This window comes from Pseudomonas sp. F8002, assembly GCF_013385495.1.
Taxonomy (GTDB): domain Bacteria; phylum Pseudomonadota; class Gammaproteobacteria; order Pseudomonadales; family Pseudomonadaceae; genus Aquipseudomonas.
Window position 1 is genome coordinate 42,893 of sequence record NZ_JACAPW010000036.1, and the last position, 17,452, is coordinate 60,344.

A 17,452-nucleotide genomic window follows, 5' to 3' on the forward strand; every position below is an offset into this window, starting at 1 on the left:
CTTAAGCCGCTTGTGCCACGCAATGCTCGATCAGCGCCTCCAGTTCGGCCTGGTACTCTCGCATCAACTGTTCGACGGTTTCGGCACGGTAGCGGCGCGTGCTGAAAATACAGCGCATCGCCAGGCGTCCGTCATACACCTGCCCCACCACTTCCAGCCAATTGCCCAGGGCCGCCTGCGGGCTGTAGCAACTGCCATAGCTCTCCTGAGCCGGCACCAGCATCGCCTTGTCATCGAAGCTCTGGTCGAACTGCCCCAGGTAGTTGAAGGTGACACGCGCCTGGGGTGCCAGGCGCAAGGTATCGGCCATCGACACACCGCTCATGTGACGCAGGATGCCGTAGCCCAGGCCCTTGTTCGGTACGGCCGCCAATTGCCGCTGCACCGCACGCACCGAGCTCCCGATGTCAGCCCCGGCACCGGGTGCCAGGCGCACCGGGAACATGCTGGTGAACCAGCCCAGGCTGCGGCTCAGGTCGATGTCCTTGACCAGGTCTTCGCGGCCATGGCCTTCGAGCTGGATCAATACCGAAGGCTGCCCGCTCCAGCGGCACAACACCCGGCTCAGCGCGGCGAGCAACACATCGTTGATCTGCGTCTGGTAGACCGCAGGCACTTGCTTGAGCAACTGCTGGGTATGCTCCTGCGACAGGCCCATCAGCGCGACCGACTGGTACTGCACCTGGTTCTTGCCACGCGGGTTATCGCACGGCAGCTCACTGCCCGGCTGGTCGATCTGCTCAAGCCACCAGGCTTGCTCCTGCGCCGGATAATTCGCCGCGTACGCTTGCAGACCCTCGGCCCAGGCCCGGTAGCTGCTGGTACGAATCGGCAGGGCCGGCGCCTGGCCATTGCGGTAAGCCTCATAAGCGACCTGCAAATCCTGCAGCAGCAAACGCCAGGAAACGGTGTCGATCACCAAATGATGGATCACCATCAATACCCGCACCTGGCCATCGCCCAACGTCACATGAGCGGTACGCCACACCGGCCCGTCTTGCAGGTCCAGGCTGCGCTGTACCTGTTCGGCGTACAGCTCAAGCTCCGCTTCATCGGCCACGGTGTGTTGCCATAACAAGGGCTCAGTGGCCCATTGCGCCTGCATGTCCTCCAGCGGCTGGTAATGCTGGCAATAGCGTGCGCCCACCTCACGAAAGCGCAGGCGCAGGGCGTCGTGCTGCTTCAACATGCAGCGCAATGCCAGCTCCAGCGCCGGCAGATTCAGCGCCTGGCGTGCACGCAGCATCAATGCCTGGTTGTAATGGTGCGGCTCGCTCATACGCTGGTCGAACAGCCACTGCTGGATCGGAATCAGGTTGAACTGGCCCTCGGCGGCCACCTGCGAAACATCCTCGATCAGCGTGGCGACGGTGCTTGAACGCTGCTCGAAAATCGCCTCGATGGTCTGCCCGCGCATCAGGTCCCGCAGCTTGAGGTCCATCTTCAGTTCAGGGTGGTTGCGTACCCGCGAGACGACTTGCAGGCTGAGGATCGAGTCACCGCCCAACTCGAAGAAGTTGTCGGTGATGCCCACGCGCTCCACTTGCAACACATCAGCCCAGACCTGTGCCAGCAGTTGCTCGTCACGAGTACGGCCGGGAACATACTCGCCGCCCTTGAATTCAGGCTCCGGCAAGGCCTGGCGATCCAGCTTGCCGTTGGGCGTGACAGGCAGCGCCGCCATGCAGATGACCTGGGTGGGCACCATGTAATCCGGCAATTGCGCGCGCAAGTCCGCCTTGAGGCGATCACCGATGGCCATGCCATCGGGCGTCACCACATAACCGATCAGTTGCTTGCCCGACGCACTGTCACGGGCGATCACCAACGCGTCACTGACATCGTCCAGTTGCCGCAGGCTCGCCTCGATTTCCCCCAGTTCAATGCGAAAGCCCCGGACCTTGATCTGGTGGTCAATACGCCCGACGTAATCAAGCACACCATCAACACGCTGGCGTACCAGGTCGCCGCTGCGGTAGAGACGATCGCCCGGCGACCCGAACGGGTCCGGCACAAAGCGCTCGGCACTCAGGTCCGGACGACGGTAATAGCCGCGGGCAATGCCCTGGCCACCGATGTAGAGCTCACCGGCAATCCCCGGCGGCAGCGGGTTGAGGTCTTCGTCCAGCACGTACAGCGCGCGCTCGCCGACAGCACGCCCGATCGGCGCATAGGCGGCCTCGCACCGGGTGTCGACCGGGACCTTCCAGAGCATCGGCGTGACCACGGTTTCGGTGGGGCCATAGCCGTTGGTAAAGAACTGTGGACGCAGTGCCGCTTTCACTTGTTCGAAGGTCTGGTCCGGCACCGCATCGCCACCGAAGCAATACACCCGTACCGCGGGTGGTTCCTGTTGGCTATGGGCCGCGTACTCGGCCAACTGCTTGAGGTAGGCCGGCGGGAAACAGGCAATCGTGATGCCGTGTTGATGCAAGGCGTCGAAGGTCTGCTCCGGTGTCCACAGGCTGGCATCGCGGATCACCAGCGTGCCCCCGCTCAATAGCGTACTGAGCCAGCGCTCATGAGCGCCGTCGAAGGCAAACGACATGAAATGCAGCTCGCGGGTGCGCTCATCCATGTCATACAGCCCGGCGATGGCCTGGCAATGCATGCTCATCGGCCCATGCGCCACTGCCACGCCTTTCGGCCGACCGGTGGAGCCCGAGGTATAAATCAAGTAGGCCAGATTGGCGCCCAGCAAACTGCTGGCGGGCGGCGTGTCGCTGTAGCCGGCGCGGTCAAACGTATCGATGGCCAGTTGCGCCAGGCCTTCCACCGCCGGGAGGCGCGCCTGCACCTGGCTATGGGTCAGCAACAGCGCCATCGCCGAGTCTTGCATCATGAACGCCAGGCGTTCGGGCGGATAGTCGATGTCCAACGGCACATAAGCCGCGCCGCTTTTCATCACCGCCAGTAACGCCACGATCATCTCGACGGAGCGCTCCAGGGCCACCCCGACCACCACTTCCGGCCCGGCCCCCAGCTCGATCAAGCGATGGGCCAGGCCATTGGCTCGACGTTCCAGCTCACCGTAGCTCAGCGAATCACCCCCACACACCAGTGCCGTCGCCTCGCCACGCGAATGGGCATGGCGTGCGATCAGTTCCGGCAAGAGCTGCGCGTGATAGCTGGCATTCGGCGCCGCACTCCACTGCTCAAAGGCTTGCCACTGCTCGGCCCCAAGGCGCTGAAGGTTGCCCAGTCGCGCCGTCGGCGCAACGATCATGGCCTCAAGGGTGTCTTCCATGCAGCGGCGAATCTGCTCTACCGCCTCGACACTGAAGGCATTGCGCAGGAACAGATATTCGATCGACAACTGTTCGCCGAGGTTGACCGCCAGGTCCATCGCAAAGTTGGTCACGTCATGGTTACGCGACTCGCCGAAGCTCAGGCCGGTGTCCTGTTGCTCACCCAGGCGCTCATCGATCGGGTAGTTTTCAAACACGATGATGCTGTCGAACAGCCCTTGCCCGCCCAGCCCCGACCAGCGCTGGATATCCGCCAGCGGCGCGTGTGCGTACTCACGGATGTCCATGTTGCAGGCCTGCAACGCTTGCAGCCACTGATCCAGCGGCTGCGCGGGTTCCAGGGTCTGGATCACCGGTAGCGTATTGATGAACAGCCCCAGGATGTTGTCGGCATTGGCCAAACCCGCAGGACGGCCAGCCACGGTGGCACCGAACACCACAGTGTTCTGCCCGGTAAAGCGTTGCAGCAACAACAGCCACGCGCCCTGGATCAGCGTGTTGGGGGTGATTTGCAAGGCGCGGCAAGCCTGTTGCAGGCGTGCGGTTTGCACCGCATCCCAACGTGAGTAAAGCGCCTGGTGCCCGGGCAAATCCTCGACATGCCGCGGGAACATCGCCTGGTTCAGCGAGGTGGCCTGCTCCAGCGTCGCAAGACGGCTTCTCCAGAAGCCCTCCAGCGCCCGTTGATCCTGGCGTTGCAGCCATTCGATGAACTCGCGGTAACGACCGTTGCGTGTCGGCACGTGGCCCTGGGCATAAAACTGCATTACCTCGCCAAACAGTCGCGAACTGCTCCAGCCGTCCATCAGGATGTGATGGCAGGTCCAGATCATCTGGTAGCGGTCGTCCTCAAGCCGCAGCAACAGCACACGCTGCAACGGCGCACGGGCCAGATCGAACCCTTGCAGGTAATCAGCCGTTGCGCGCTCGCCGATCGCCTGTTCGCTGATGTCCTGGCCGCGCCAATCTTCGATCAGCAGCGGCAATTCGGCCTGGCGGTGGACAATTTGCACCGGGGCGCTCAAGCCATCCTGCCAGTGAAAGCTGGTCCGCAGAATGTCCTCACGCTCAATCACCGATTGCCAGGCTGCGGCGAAGCGCTCGGTATCCAGCCCGTGTACCGGCAGGCTGATCTGGTTGATGTACAAGCCGCTGCTGTCGTCGGCCAGGGTGTGGAACAGCATGCCTTCTTGCATCGGTGACAACGCATAGACGTCTTGCACCTGCGCCACGGGCACCGGCAAGCCGTCAAGGTGCGCCTGGGTCAAACGGGCCAGCGGGAAGTCAGACGGCGTCAGGCCCTGATGCTCTTCGCCGCAGCAATGCTCGATCAGTGCCTGCAACGCGACGCCGTAGGCATCGGCCAATTGCTGGACGGTGGCCTCATCAAAAACGTCGCGGCTGAAGGTCCAGTCCAGGGACAACTGGCCGTTGTACACCCGGCCATCGATGGTCAGCCAGTTGCCCAGCGCCACGTCATCAGCGTGCCCAGCCCCGCTGCCCTCCTCGCTCGGCGCGAATAACGCCTGCTCATCAAAGCTCTGGTCGAACTGGCCGAGGTAGTTGAAGGTAATCCGGGCCTGCGCGAGTTTCGCCAGACGCGAGCGGACATCCTCTGCACCGAGGTAACGCAGCACGCCATAACCCAGGCCCTTGTTCGGCACCGCGCGCAGCTGTTCCTTGATGCCCTTGATGGTGTCTGCCGCGTGCACCGATGGGGTCAATACCACCGGGAACAGGCTGGTGAACCAGCCCAACGTGCGGCTCAGGTCGACGTCGCCGAACAGTTCCTCACGGCCATGGCCTTCCAGTTGCACCAGGCACGCAGGTTGCGCAGTCCACTGGCAAATCACCTGCGCCAGGGCACTGAGCAAAAGGTCGTTGACCTGGGTGCGATAGGCCGACGGTGCCTGCTTGAGCAGGCGCCGAGTCTGTTCTGTATCCAGACGCGTGTTGACCGAATGGCCATGCACCGAAGCCTGGCTGCCCTCAGGCCGCGCCCGTGGCAGTTCCGGCAACGCATGGGCCTGTTGCCCGGTCCAGTAACTCAACTCCCGAGCCAGCCCTTCGCTGTGGGCGTAGCCCTGCAACTGCTCGGCCCACGCCTTGAACGCGGTGGACTTGGGTGGCAACACCACAGGCTGGTTTACCGCCAGCTGCCGGTAGGCCGTTTGCAAGTCTTCCAGCAGCACGCGCCACGACACACCGTCCATCACCAGATGGTGAATCGCCAGATGCAGGCGCGAACTGCCGTCCTGCACTGCGATCAGGCTGCAACGCAGCAGCGGGCCGTGTTGCAGGTCGAGGCTGCGTTGCGCCTGGTTGGCAATGGCGATGATCTCATCGGCGTTCTCTGCCTGGCGCTGCCAGAGGCCTACCGGTTGTGCGCCGACGGCCTCATGGCTGGCCTGCCAGGTACCATCGCCCGATTGCACGAAGCGCAAGCGCAAGGCGTCATGATGGGCCACCACGTGCTCAAGGGCCTGCTGCAGACATGCGCCGTCCAATGGCTCGCGCGGGGTCAGCATCAGCGACTGGTTCCAGTGGTCACGGTGCGCCATGTCATTGGCGAAGAACCAGTGCTGCATCGGAACCAGATGGCTGTCACCGCTGACCGGCCCCTGATCGATCGTTGCGGCTTGATCGGCGCTCGCAGCCCGGGCCAGCGCCTGGATGTTCTGGTGCAGGAACAGGTCCTTGGGGGCCAGGCCGATTCCCTGCTGACGTGCACGGCTGACCACTTGAATCGAATTGATCGAGTCACCGCCCAAGGCGAAGAAGTTATCGGCAGTGCCCACCCGGGCCACGCCGAGCACGGCTTGCCAGATCTCGACCAGGGCACTTTCGACTGCATTGGCGGGAGCCACGAAGTCCTGCTGTACCTCAGCCATGTCTGGCACCGGGAGAGCCTTGCGGTCGAGTTTGCCGTTGGGGCTCAGGGGCATTTTTTCCAGCGGCGTCAGGTGCGTCGGCACCATGTGTTCCGGCAGGGTCTGGCGCAGATGCGCTGTCAGCGCCTCGCGCAGTGCCGGCCAGTCGCTGGCGGCGCCAGGCTGGGTAACGACGTAGCCACTCAGGGCTTTGCCGTTGCGGCTGTCCTGCGCCACCACCACGGCTTCGCGCACGGCCCCGTGCTCCAGCAGACGGGCCTCGATTTCACCCAGCTCGATACGAAAACCGCGGATTTTCACCTGATGGTCGATACGGCCAATGTAATCAATCACCCCGTCAACGCGGTAACGGGCCAAGTCGCCCGTGCGGTACAGCCGTTCACCCGCGACAAACGGGCTTGCCACGAATCGTTCGGCCGTCAGCTCCGGGCGACGGTGGTACCCACGCGCCAGTCCCTGGCCGCTGAGGTACAGTTCGCCGTTGACGCCGCAGGGCACCGGGTTGAGCTCGGCGTCGAGAATGTAGGTCATCAAGTTCGCAATCGGCTCGCCGATGGGCACTGCGTCACGGCCCTCGTCACGACAGGTCCAGTGGGTGACATCAATTGCGGCTTCGGTAGGGCCGTAGAGATTGAACAGCCCCGCGCCCGGCAGCTTGGCGAAGACCTGCTGCTGCGCATCGATCGGCAACGCTTCGCCACTGCAAACGATACGGGTGAGGCTGGTGCAGCGGCTGACATTGGCATCTAGCACGAACGCTTGCAGCATCGACGGCACGAAATGCAGGGTAGTAATGCCTTCGCGCTCGATCAATTGGACCAGCTTCTGTGGATCGCGATGATCCCCTGGCGACGCCACGACCAAGCGGACGCCGGTCATAAGCGGCCAGAAAAACTCCCAGACGGACACATCGAAGCTGAACGGCGTTTTTTGCAGCACGCGGTCGTCGGCGTGCAACCCGTAGGCCTGTTGCATCCAGCACAACCGGTTGGTCAGGGCGCCGTGGCTGTTGCCAGCCCCTTTGGGTTTGCCGGTGGATCCGGAGGTGTAAATCACATAGGCGAGGTTTTGCGCGACGGCCCGCGACTCGGGGTTGCCTTGCGCCTCACCGGCCAGCCAGGCATCGTCACCATCGAGTATCAGCGTGCGCACCCGTTCCGGCAGCGGCAAGGTTGCGACCAGCGCTTGCTGGGTCAGCAACCATTCGATGCCGCTGTCGTCGATCATGTAGGACAGGCGTTCCGGCGGGTATTCCGGGTCCAGCGGTACATAGGCGCCGCCGGCCTTCAGGATCGCCAACAGGCCCACCACCATTTCCAGGCTGCGGTGCAGTGAAATGCCCACCAGCACATCGGGGCCTACGCCACGCGCGATCAAGGCATGAGCCAATCGGTTGGCCCGCGCGTTGAGCTGGGCATAGGTCAGCGACTGCCCCTCGAACACCAACGCCACGGCATGCGGGGCCCGTTCCACCTGGGCTTCGATCAAGTGGTGCACCGGCTGGTGGTTCGGGTAATGGGCGAACGTGCGGTTCCAGTCCTCAACCATCATCCGGCGCTGCACCGCATCGAGCATCGGCAATTCGGCGATGCGCTGGGTGGGGTTGGCCACAATCGCGCGCAGCAGGTTCAGCCAGTGTTCGCCCAGGCGTGCGACGGTGGCTGGCTCAAACAAGTCAGAGGCATAGGACAGTGCGGCACTGATGCCTTCGCTGTACTCGAACGTATCCAGGGAGAGGTCGAACTGCACGCTGCCCGAATCCCAGGTCAATTGCTCCAGGCTCAACCCCGGCAGTTCAATCGCCTCGCGACGAGCATCACTGGCATGGTTGAACATGACCTGGAACAACGGCGTATGGCTCAGGTTGCGTGCAGGTGCAAGCAGCTCCACCAGTTGCTCGAACGGCAGGTCCTGATGGGCCTGTGCTCCCAGTACCCGCTGCCTGACCTGATGAAGCAATTGGTCAAAGCGCAGGTGCCCCTCAATGTCGGCCCGGAGTACCTGGGTGTTGACGAAGAAACCCAGCATCCCTTCGGTTTCCAGGCGATTGCGGTTGGCAATCGGTACCCCGACACGAATATCCTGCTGCCCGCTGTAGCGGTGCAACAAGGTCTGGAAGCCGGCCAGCAGCAGCATGAACAGTGTGGTGTTTTGCTGCTGCGCCAGGCGCTTGAGACTCTCGGCCAGGGACGGCTCGAGGGTGATCGGCAGCCGGGCCCCACGATAGCTTTGCTGAACCGGACGTGGATGGTCGGTTGGCAGTTCAAGGACCGGTTGCTCGCCGCCCAACTGTTCTGTCCAGTAGCTGAGCTGACGTTGCTGCTCACCCGCCGCCAGCCACTGACGCTGCCACTGTGCGTAATCGGCATACTGGATCGGCAGTGCCGCCAACGCCGCCGGTTGGCCTTGACTGAAGCCGCGGTATAACTGCATCAGCTCATCGATCATGACCCGCATCGACCAGGCATCCGACACGATGTGGTGCTGGGTCAGGATCAGCACGTGATCTTCAGCGCCCAGTTGCAACAGCTTGACCCGCAGCAACGGCCCACGCTGCAGATCAAAGAGTTGGCGGGTTTCAGTTTCAATCAAGCCGCGCAGGCCAGGGTCATCCAGCCCGGCAGCCGCCGATTCAAGCGCAATCGCCACCGGTGCCGGCGGGTCGACCCGTTGTACGGGACGCTCGTTCTCCAGCACAAACCGGGTACGCAAGCTCTCATGACGCGCCACCAGGGCGTCAAAACACTGTTGCAAGGCCGCCAGGTCAAGGTGTCCGCGCAAACGCAGGGCCGCGGGAATATGGTAGGCGCTGCTGGTGGGCTCCAATTGCCACAAAAACCATTGCCGTTGCTGGGCATATGACAGGGCAAGCGGCTGGTCGCGTGCAACGCGCGGGATGGCCTGTTCAGGAGTCAACGATGCCGGGGCCATCGCCTCGACAAACGCTTGCAGGGTGTTATGGGCGAACAGCAGGCGCAAAGGCACCTGGACTTGCAGTTGCTGGCGAATCCGCGAAACCATTTGGGTCGCCAGCAGCGAATGGCCGCCCAGCTCGAAAAAGTTGTCACTCAGGCCAACCCGCGGCACGTTGAGCACCTCGGCCCAGATCGCCGCCACCGCTTGCTGCACCGGTGTCTGCGCAGCCACGTAGGTTTTCTGCCATTGGCTGGCATCGGGCTTGGGCAGTTGCCTGCGGTCCAGCTTGCCATTGGGGGTCAGCGGGAACCTTGGCAACAGCACCATATGCGCCGGCACCATGTAGTCGGGCAAGTTGGCCTTGAGCCCGGCGTTCAGGCTGTCGCGCAGGCGACCCTGGCCGTCGGCATCCAGGCCCTGCCATTCGGCGGCGGGGACCACATACGCCACCAACGCCTGGCCGCCCGGGGCATCCTGGGCCAGTACCGCGGCTTCACGTACAGCGTCCTGCTCCAGCAGGCGCGCTTCGATTTCCCCGAGCTCGATGCGGAAACCGCGAATTTTCACCTGATGGTCGATCCGCCCCAGGTATTCGAGGATACCGTCCGGGCGCTGACGTGCGAGGTCGCCGGTGCGGTAAAGCCGCTCGCCGGTGCTGGAAAACGGATGGGGAACAAAACGTTCGGCGGTCAATCCCGGGCGCTGGAAGTAACCCCGCGCCAGGCCGTCCCCGCCGATCAGCAATTCGCCGGCAACACCATAGGGCACCGGCATCAGGTCTGCACCGACGATGTACAGCGATGTGTTGTCGATTGGCCCGCCCAGCCAAGGTTGCGCAGCCTGCGGACGCAGCCGGTGCAACGCCGACCAGACCGTGGTTTCCGTCGGGCCATAGAGATTCCAGACTTCACCGCCAAGGCCAAGCATGCGCACCGCCAGTTCCTGGGGCAACGCCTCGCCGCCGCACAGGCACGTGCACCCCTGGAGCACGTGGGCCTGTTCATTGTCGAGCAACATGCGCCAGGTCGAGGGAGTCGCCTGCACCACGTTGACCCGTTCGGCATCGATCAGGGCCAGCACGGCGTACGGGTCCTGCGCCACCTCCTGGCCGGTCAGCACGATGCACGCGCCGACCATCAGGGGTACGTAGATTTCCAGGCCGAAAATATCAAACGAGAACGTGGTCAGTGACAACGCTCGATCCTGGGCGGTCATGCCCGGCACCCTGGCCATGCTTGCGACAAAGTTGGTCAGGGCGCCATGTCGCACCATCACCCCTTTCGGCTGGCCGGTGGAGCCAGACGTGTAGATGACATAAGCCAGGTGCTCCGGATCCAGCCGGGTAGGCAGATCGTCACCGGCATGGCCGTCAAGCCAATTGCCCGGTTGATCCAGCACCAGCGTAGTGACCGTGTCAGGCACCGGGATCTGGCTGAGCAGTGAATGTTGGGTCAGCAACAGGTCGATGCCACTGTCCTCAATCATGTAGGCGAGGCGATCCTGCGGGAACGCGGGATCGAGAGGCAGATAGGCGCCGCCGGCCTTGAGGATTGCCAACAACCCGATCAGCATGTGCGGGCTGCGTTCGACGGCAATGCCCACCAGCACACCCGCGCCCACCCCGTGACGTTGCAGCTCCACCGCCAACTGATTGGCCCGGGTATTGAGTTGCCCGTAGCTCAAGCGCTGGCCATTGATGACCAGCGCCTGCGCCTCCGGCGAGCGAGCCACCTGTGCCTCGAACAATCGATGAACATAACCCGCCTGCGGTGTGGCTACCGACGTGCGGACGCAATCGTCGAGCTGCGCTTGGCGCTGTTCAGCGTCAAGCAACGGCAGCTCACCGATGCTTTGTGCCGGGTTCGCGACGATTGCCTGCAGCAGGTTTTGCCAGTGCCCGGCCATCCGCGCAACCGTGTCTGCACCGAACAGATCCGTGGCATAGATCAGCGCCGCAGACAGCCCATCGGGGCGCTCCATGGTTTCCAGGGTCAAATCGAACTGTGCACTATGGGTATCCCAGCGCAGCCCCTCGACCTTCAATTCACCGGCCGGCCCCTCGCTCGCCGGGCCTTGGGTCTGGTGGTTGAACATCACTTGAAACAGCGGGCTGTGGCTCAGGTTGCGTTGCGGCTGCAAGGCTTCCACCAGTTGCTCGAACGGCAGATCCTGATGCGCCTGGGCATCCAGCGCAGTCTGCTTGACCTGTTGCAGCAAGGCACTGAAGGAGCCCTGGCTGTCGACCTCACTCTTGAGCACTTGGGTGTTGACGAAAAAGCCGATCAACCCCTCGGTCTCCACCCGGTTACGGTTCGCGGTCGGCACGCCAACCCGAATGTCGTTCTGCCCGCTGTAGCGATGCAGCAAGGCCTGGTAGGAGGCCAGCAGGATCATGAACAGACTGACCCCTTCGCGCTGGGCCATCTGCTTGAGGCCGCAGGCCAGCGCGGCGTCGATATCCAACTCCAGCCGGGCACCGCGATAGCTCATCACGGCCGGGCGCGCAACGTCAGTCGGGAGCTCAAGCACCGGCTGCTCGCCGCCCAGTTGCGCGGTCCAGTATTGCAACTGCCGCTCCCGCTCGCCGGCCTCCATCCAGTGCCGCTGCCAGATGGCGTAGTCGCTGTATTGAATCGGCAACGCTGGCAGTTCCAGGCTCAACCCTCGACTGAACGCGGCGTAACCCTTGACCAACTCCTCGACCATTACCTGCATCGACCAGCCATCGGAAACGATGTGGTGCAAGGTGACAATCAGCACATGGTCATCCGCGCCCAGTTGCAACAGGCACGTACGCAACAATGGCCCCTGCTGCAAGTCGAACAGCCGGCGCGTCTCGTCTTCGATCAAGTGCCGCAGTTGCGCCGCATCCGGCACCTGGGCCAGAGGCTGCACCTGCAGATTTACCGGTGCAGCCTCCTGCACTTGCTGCACCACTTGCTCGCCGTGCACCACGAAGGTGGTACGCAGGCTCTCATGGCGCGCGACCAGCGCACTGAAACTCTGTTGCAGCGCCGCAATGTCCAATGGACCGCGCAAGCGCAGGGCCGTAGGCATGTGATAAGCCGCGCTTTCCGGGTCCAGCTGCCACAAGAACCATTGACGCTCCTGGGCAAAGGACAATGACAACGTGTCGAACTCGGCACTGACAGGCGGAATCGGCAGGTTCGCCGGGGAAACGTCCTCTTCGAGCATTTTCTGCAGGTAAAGACGGCGTTTTTCCAGCGGCAGCGTTATGAAGCGCCTGGCAATACGTTGTGCGACAGCGGTGTCCATCAAACCTCCTCGAATTCATCAAGCAGCGCTTCAAGCTTGCTCAATTTTGACGTGCTCATTGACGTGCCGGTCTGCTCCAGTTGCGCGACAAACGCACCGAGGACCGGAAATTGGAATATCAATTGGGGCGTTAACTTCATGCCCAGTTCGAGCTGCAGGCGCGACACCACATTCACCACCAGCAGCGAATGCCCGCCCAGCTCGAAGAAATCATCCGCCAGACCGACCTGCTCAACGTTGAGCACGCCTTGCCAGATGGCCGCGACCTTGCATTGCAGATCGCTTTGCGGCGCCAGGTAAGCCGAATGCAGCGCGCGGGTATCCGGCGCGGGCAAGGCCTTGCGGTCGAGTTTGCCGTTGGGTGTAAGCGGCAGTTGATCGAGGAAGACCAGATGGGTGGGCACCATGAAGTCCGGCATCTGTTGTGCCAGCCGCGCCTTGAGCTGTTCACCCAAGCGCGCCTCGGCCGCCCTATCCAGGCTGCCGTCCTGGCTGACAAGCCAACCCACCAGGCTCGTGCCGGTCGCCGTTTCCCGAGCCAGCACTACCGCATCTCGTACTTCAGGTTGAGCGTGGAGGCGGGCTTCGATTTCACCCAGCTCAATGCGCAGGCCACGGATTTTCACCTGATGGTCAATCCGGCCGATGTATTCGATTACGCCATTTTCGGCGTGGCGCACCAGGTCGCCGGTGCGATACAGGCGTGCAGCGGCCGACTCGCCAAACGGATCGGGAACGAAGCGCTCGGCGGTCAGCCCTGGACGCTGGTGATAACCACGGGCCAGGGATTCACCACCGATGTACAACTCGCCAATCGCCCCCACGGCGCAAGGCTGCAAGGCGCCGTCCAGCACATAGGTGCGTACGTTGTTGATCGGACGACCGATGGCGATGATTCGCCCGTCGTCTTCGACAGTGGCCGCCACGGCATGGCTGCTGGTATCAATCGTGGCCTCTGTGGGGCCATAAAGATTGCGCAGCTCGCCATCGAAGAGGCCCAGGACCTGGCGGGAAAGGTGCGCACTCAGCGCTTCACCGCCGCACAGCAGCAGGCGCAAGGAGGCCAGGTGTTCACGGGTCGCCAGCGGCAACAGCGCCTGCAGCAACGATGGCGCCATTTGCAGCACACTGATCCCCCAACGCTCCACCTCGACCCACAAGGTGGTCAAGTCCAGGTTCAATTGCGGCGCGGCCAATACCAGTTGCGCGCCGCTCATCAGTGGCAACCAGAACTCCCACACCGAGGCGTCGAAACTGATGGCGGTCTTCTGCAGGACACGGTCACTGTGATCCAGCTTCAGGCAACCCTGCATCCATTCCATATGGTTGCTCAGGGCGCCATGGCGAATCGTCACGCCTTTGGGCTTCCCGGTGGAACCGGAGGTATAGATCACATAGGCGAGGTTCTGGCTGTCGACGGTTACCGAAGGCTCATGCTCGCCGTAGCCATCGAACCGCTCGGGCAGTGCGTCCAGCAGCAGGCAGTCCACGGCCACGTCGGCGAAGTACGGCTGTACGCTGGTTTCGGTCAACAGCAAGGCAATGCCGCTGTCCTCGACCATGTACATCAAACGATCCTGTGGATAAGCCGGGTCCAGCGGTACATAGGCACCACCGGCCTTGAGGATCGCCAGTAGCCCGACGACCATCTGCACGCTGCGCGGCATGCACAGCCCCACCAACACGTCCGGGCCTACACCCCGCTCGATCAACGCATGAGCCAGGCGATTGGCGCGCAGGTTGAGCTGGGCATAGGTCAGCGACGCTTGATCGGCCAACAGGGCCGGCGCATCAGGCGTGCGTCGAGCCTGGGACTCGAACCATTGATGAACGTGGCGTCGGTCGGTGGCCGGCACTGCCGTGGCATTCCAGTCGCGCAACAGCACGGTGCGCGTCGCCGCGCCAACCAGGTCGATATCGCCCAGGCTACGGTCGGCGGCCAGGCTCACCATCTGTGCGAGCACGTGCTCCACCTGCTCAGCCAGGCGCTGGATTGTATGTGTATGGAACGCAGCATGGGCATAAGTGAAGTGCAGGCTCAGGGTCTCATTGAGATTAACGGCCAGGGTCAACGGGAAATTAGTCTGTTCCTGATTACCCACCGTGCCGAAGCTCAGGCCTGACGGTGCCTGCGCTTGCAGGGCCTCGGCCAGCGGGTAGTTTTCGAACACCAGCAGCGTGTCGAACAGGCCTTCACCGCCCTGCCCGGCCCAGCGCTGAATCTCGAACAGCGGCGTGTGTTCATGCTCGCGCAACGCAACGTTGCGGGCCTGAAGCTGTTGCAGCAGGCTGGTGACCGATTGTTCCGGCCGGGGGCTGGCAATCACCGGCAAGGTATTGATGAACAGGCCTATCTGCTGTTCGACGCCTTTGAGTTCGCCGGGGCGTCCGGACACCGTGGCGCCGAAGGCCACCGTGTCATGCCCGGTGTAATGTTGCAGGAGCAGCAACCAGGCCGCCTGGACCACGGTATTGAGGGTGACCTTTTGCTGGCGGGCGAATTCGCCCAGGCGTTGGGTCTGCTGTTGGGACAGTGAGTGATACAGGCTGGCATGGCTGGTTTCGACAGCCGGCTGCGGCGCGGCGAAACGGTTTTCGGCGAGGCGCGTCGGCGCGTCGAGCGCGTGCAGTTGCGCACGCCAGAACGTTTCACTGGCCTTGGCATCACGCCCTTGCAGCCAGGCGATGTAGTCACGATAGCGGCCCGCCGGGCGCGGCGGCACCTGGCCATCGTAACGTTGCAACACCTCGCCCAGCAGCTGCGAGTTGCTCCAGCCGTCCATCAGAATGTGGTGATGGGTATAAATCAGGTGATAACGCTGTTCAGCGGTCTTGACCAGCACCAGCCGCAGCAGCGGCGCGAGGGCGAGGTCGAAACCCTGGTCGCGCTCGCTGGACGCCAACTCGACGAGGGCCTGCGGGGCATCCGTGCGTGTGCTCCAATCCAGCGCGGTGAAGGGTACGCGCACCTGTTTGTGCACCACCTGCACCGGTTGCTCGCTGCCTTCCCAGATGAAACTGCTGCGCAAAATGTCATGGGCGTCGACCGCCGCCTGCCAGGCAGCCTCGAAACGCTGTGGGTCGAGACCGTCGATGTCCAGGCACATCTGATTGATGTACTGACCGCTGCCGTGTTCGTACAAGCTGTGGAACAGCATGCCCTGCTGCATCGGCGCCAGCGGGTAGATGTCATCCACCGAACGGGCGGCGAGGCCCAGGTTATCGAGCTGCGGTTGGGTAAAGCTGGCCAGCGGGAAGTCGGAAGGCGTCATGCCATGGTTTGCAGGATCGCAGCAATGACCGATCAACAGAGCCAGTTCCACGGCATAATCGTCGGCCAGTTGCTGGATGGTGGCCTGCTCGAACTGTTGGTGGCTGAACGTCCAGCCCAGGCTCAGTGCGCCATCAAATACCCGCCCGTTGAGGCTCAGCCAATTGCCCAGGGGCGCCATCGCGCTTTGCTCTTCACCGGCGCTTTCGCTGGCCGGGCTGAACAACGCACCCTGTTCCTTATCGAAGCTGGCGTCGAACTGCCCCAGGTAGTTGAAGGTAATGCGCGGCACCGGCAGCGCTTGCAAGGCTGACCGGCTGGCCTCGTCACCGAGGAAGCGCAGCGCGCCGAAACCCACCCCCTTGTCCGGGATCGATCGCAACCCTTGCTTGATCGACTTGATCGAGTCCCCGAGTGCCGCCGCCGGCGACAACTGGACCGGGAACATACTGGTGAACCACCCCACGGTGCGCGTCAGGTCGATGTTGGCAAACAACTCTTCGCGACCATGGCCTTCAAGCTGGATCAAGGTACTTGCATGCCCGGTCCAACGGCAGACCACCCGCGCCAGGGCGGTCAGCAACAGGTCGTTGACCTGAGTGCGATAGGCGGCCGGCGCTTCCTGCAGCAGTTGCCGCGTCAGGTGTTTGTCCAGGCGCGTATGAACAGTGACGGCCTGGCCGTTCTGTGGGCTCGCCTCGGGGTTGAGGCACGGCAGGTCAGCCGGCGCACCTTGCAGTTGCGCCTGCCAGTAGGCCAACTGCTGCTGCAATTGCGCGCTGCGTGCATGCGCTTGCAACTGTTCGGCAAACGCCTTGACCGAGCTGGTCTTGGCCGGCAATTGCAAGGCTTGCCCGGCGAGCAATTGGTTGTAGGCCGTTTGCAGGTCGTCGAACAGAATCCGCCACGACACACCGTCCACCGCCAGGTGATGGATCACCAGCAACAGCCGCTGGGTGCCATCGTCCAGGGTCGCCAACACGGCGCGCAGCAAGGGTCCGGTTTGCAGGTTCAGGCTGCGCTGGGCTTGATTGGCCAGCACTTCCAGCGCGCCAGCATCGGCCACCGGGCGCACCCATAACAGATCATTGCGCATCGATGCGTCGCGATGGCTGGCACTCCAGCCTTCGGCGCTTTCGTTGAACATCACCCGCAACGCATCGTGATGCAGCACCAGCGCCTGCAATGCTTGCTCCACCAGCGCCGCTTGCAGCGCACGGGCCGGTTGCAGCAGCACCGACTGGTTGTAGTGGTGACGCTGCGGGATGGCGTCGGCAAAGTAAGCCTGTTGAATTGGCAGCAGCAACGCCGGGCCCTGCACCGCAGCCTGATCGATTACCTGCAGCTGGTCACCGGTCTGCGCGACAGTCGCCAATGCCTGCACCGTCTGGTGCTGGAACAGGTCTTTTGGACTAAAGCGGATGCCGGACTGCCGGGCGCGGCTGACCACTTGAATCGAGATAATCGAGTCGCCACCCAGTTCGAAGAAGTTGTCGGTGAGGCCAACCCGTTCCAGTTTCAGCACGTCTTGCCAGACAGTTGCGATTTGCTGTTCCAGCGCGCTTTGCGGCGCCACATACTCGTGCTGTACCTGGCTTGCGTCCGGCTGCGGCAGGGCCTTGCGGTCGAGCTTGCCGTTGGCGGTCAGTGGCCATTCATTCAGGAACAGCAGGTGCGTCGGCACCATGTAGTCCGGCAGGTCCGCTTTCAGCTGCGCCTTGAGTGCGCCTGCATCCTCGGCGCCTTGCGCCGGGATCACGTAAGCCACCAGTTGCTGGCCGTTCAGCCCTTCCTGGGCCAAGACCACGGCTTCGCGCACCGCCGCCAGGGCGTTCAGGCGCGCTTCAATT

The 17,452-nt window shown here is 63.0% G+C and carries 2 protein-coding genes; both read right to left on the reverse strand.

The window, feature by feature from the left end; genetic code table 11:
* Position 1: 1 nt before the first annotated feature.
* Entirely contained in the window at positions 2-12,331 is a 12,330-nt protein-coding gene (locus HX811_RS25350) for a non-ribosomal peptide synthase/polyketide synthase (protein ID WP_177047889.1), read from the reverse strand.
* Positions 12,331-17,452: non-ribosomal peptide synthetase (locus HX811_RS25355; protein ID WP_177047891.1), on the reverse strand; the 5,122-nt coding region annotated here is incomplete at its 5' end. The genes HX811_RS25355 and HX811_RS25350, both read right to left, overlap by 1 nt.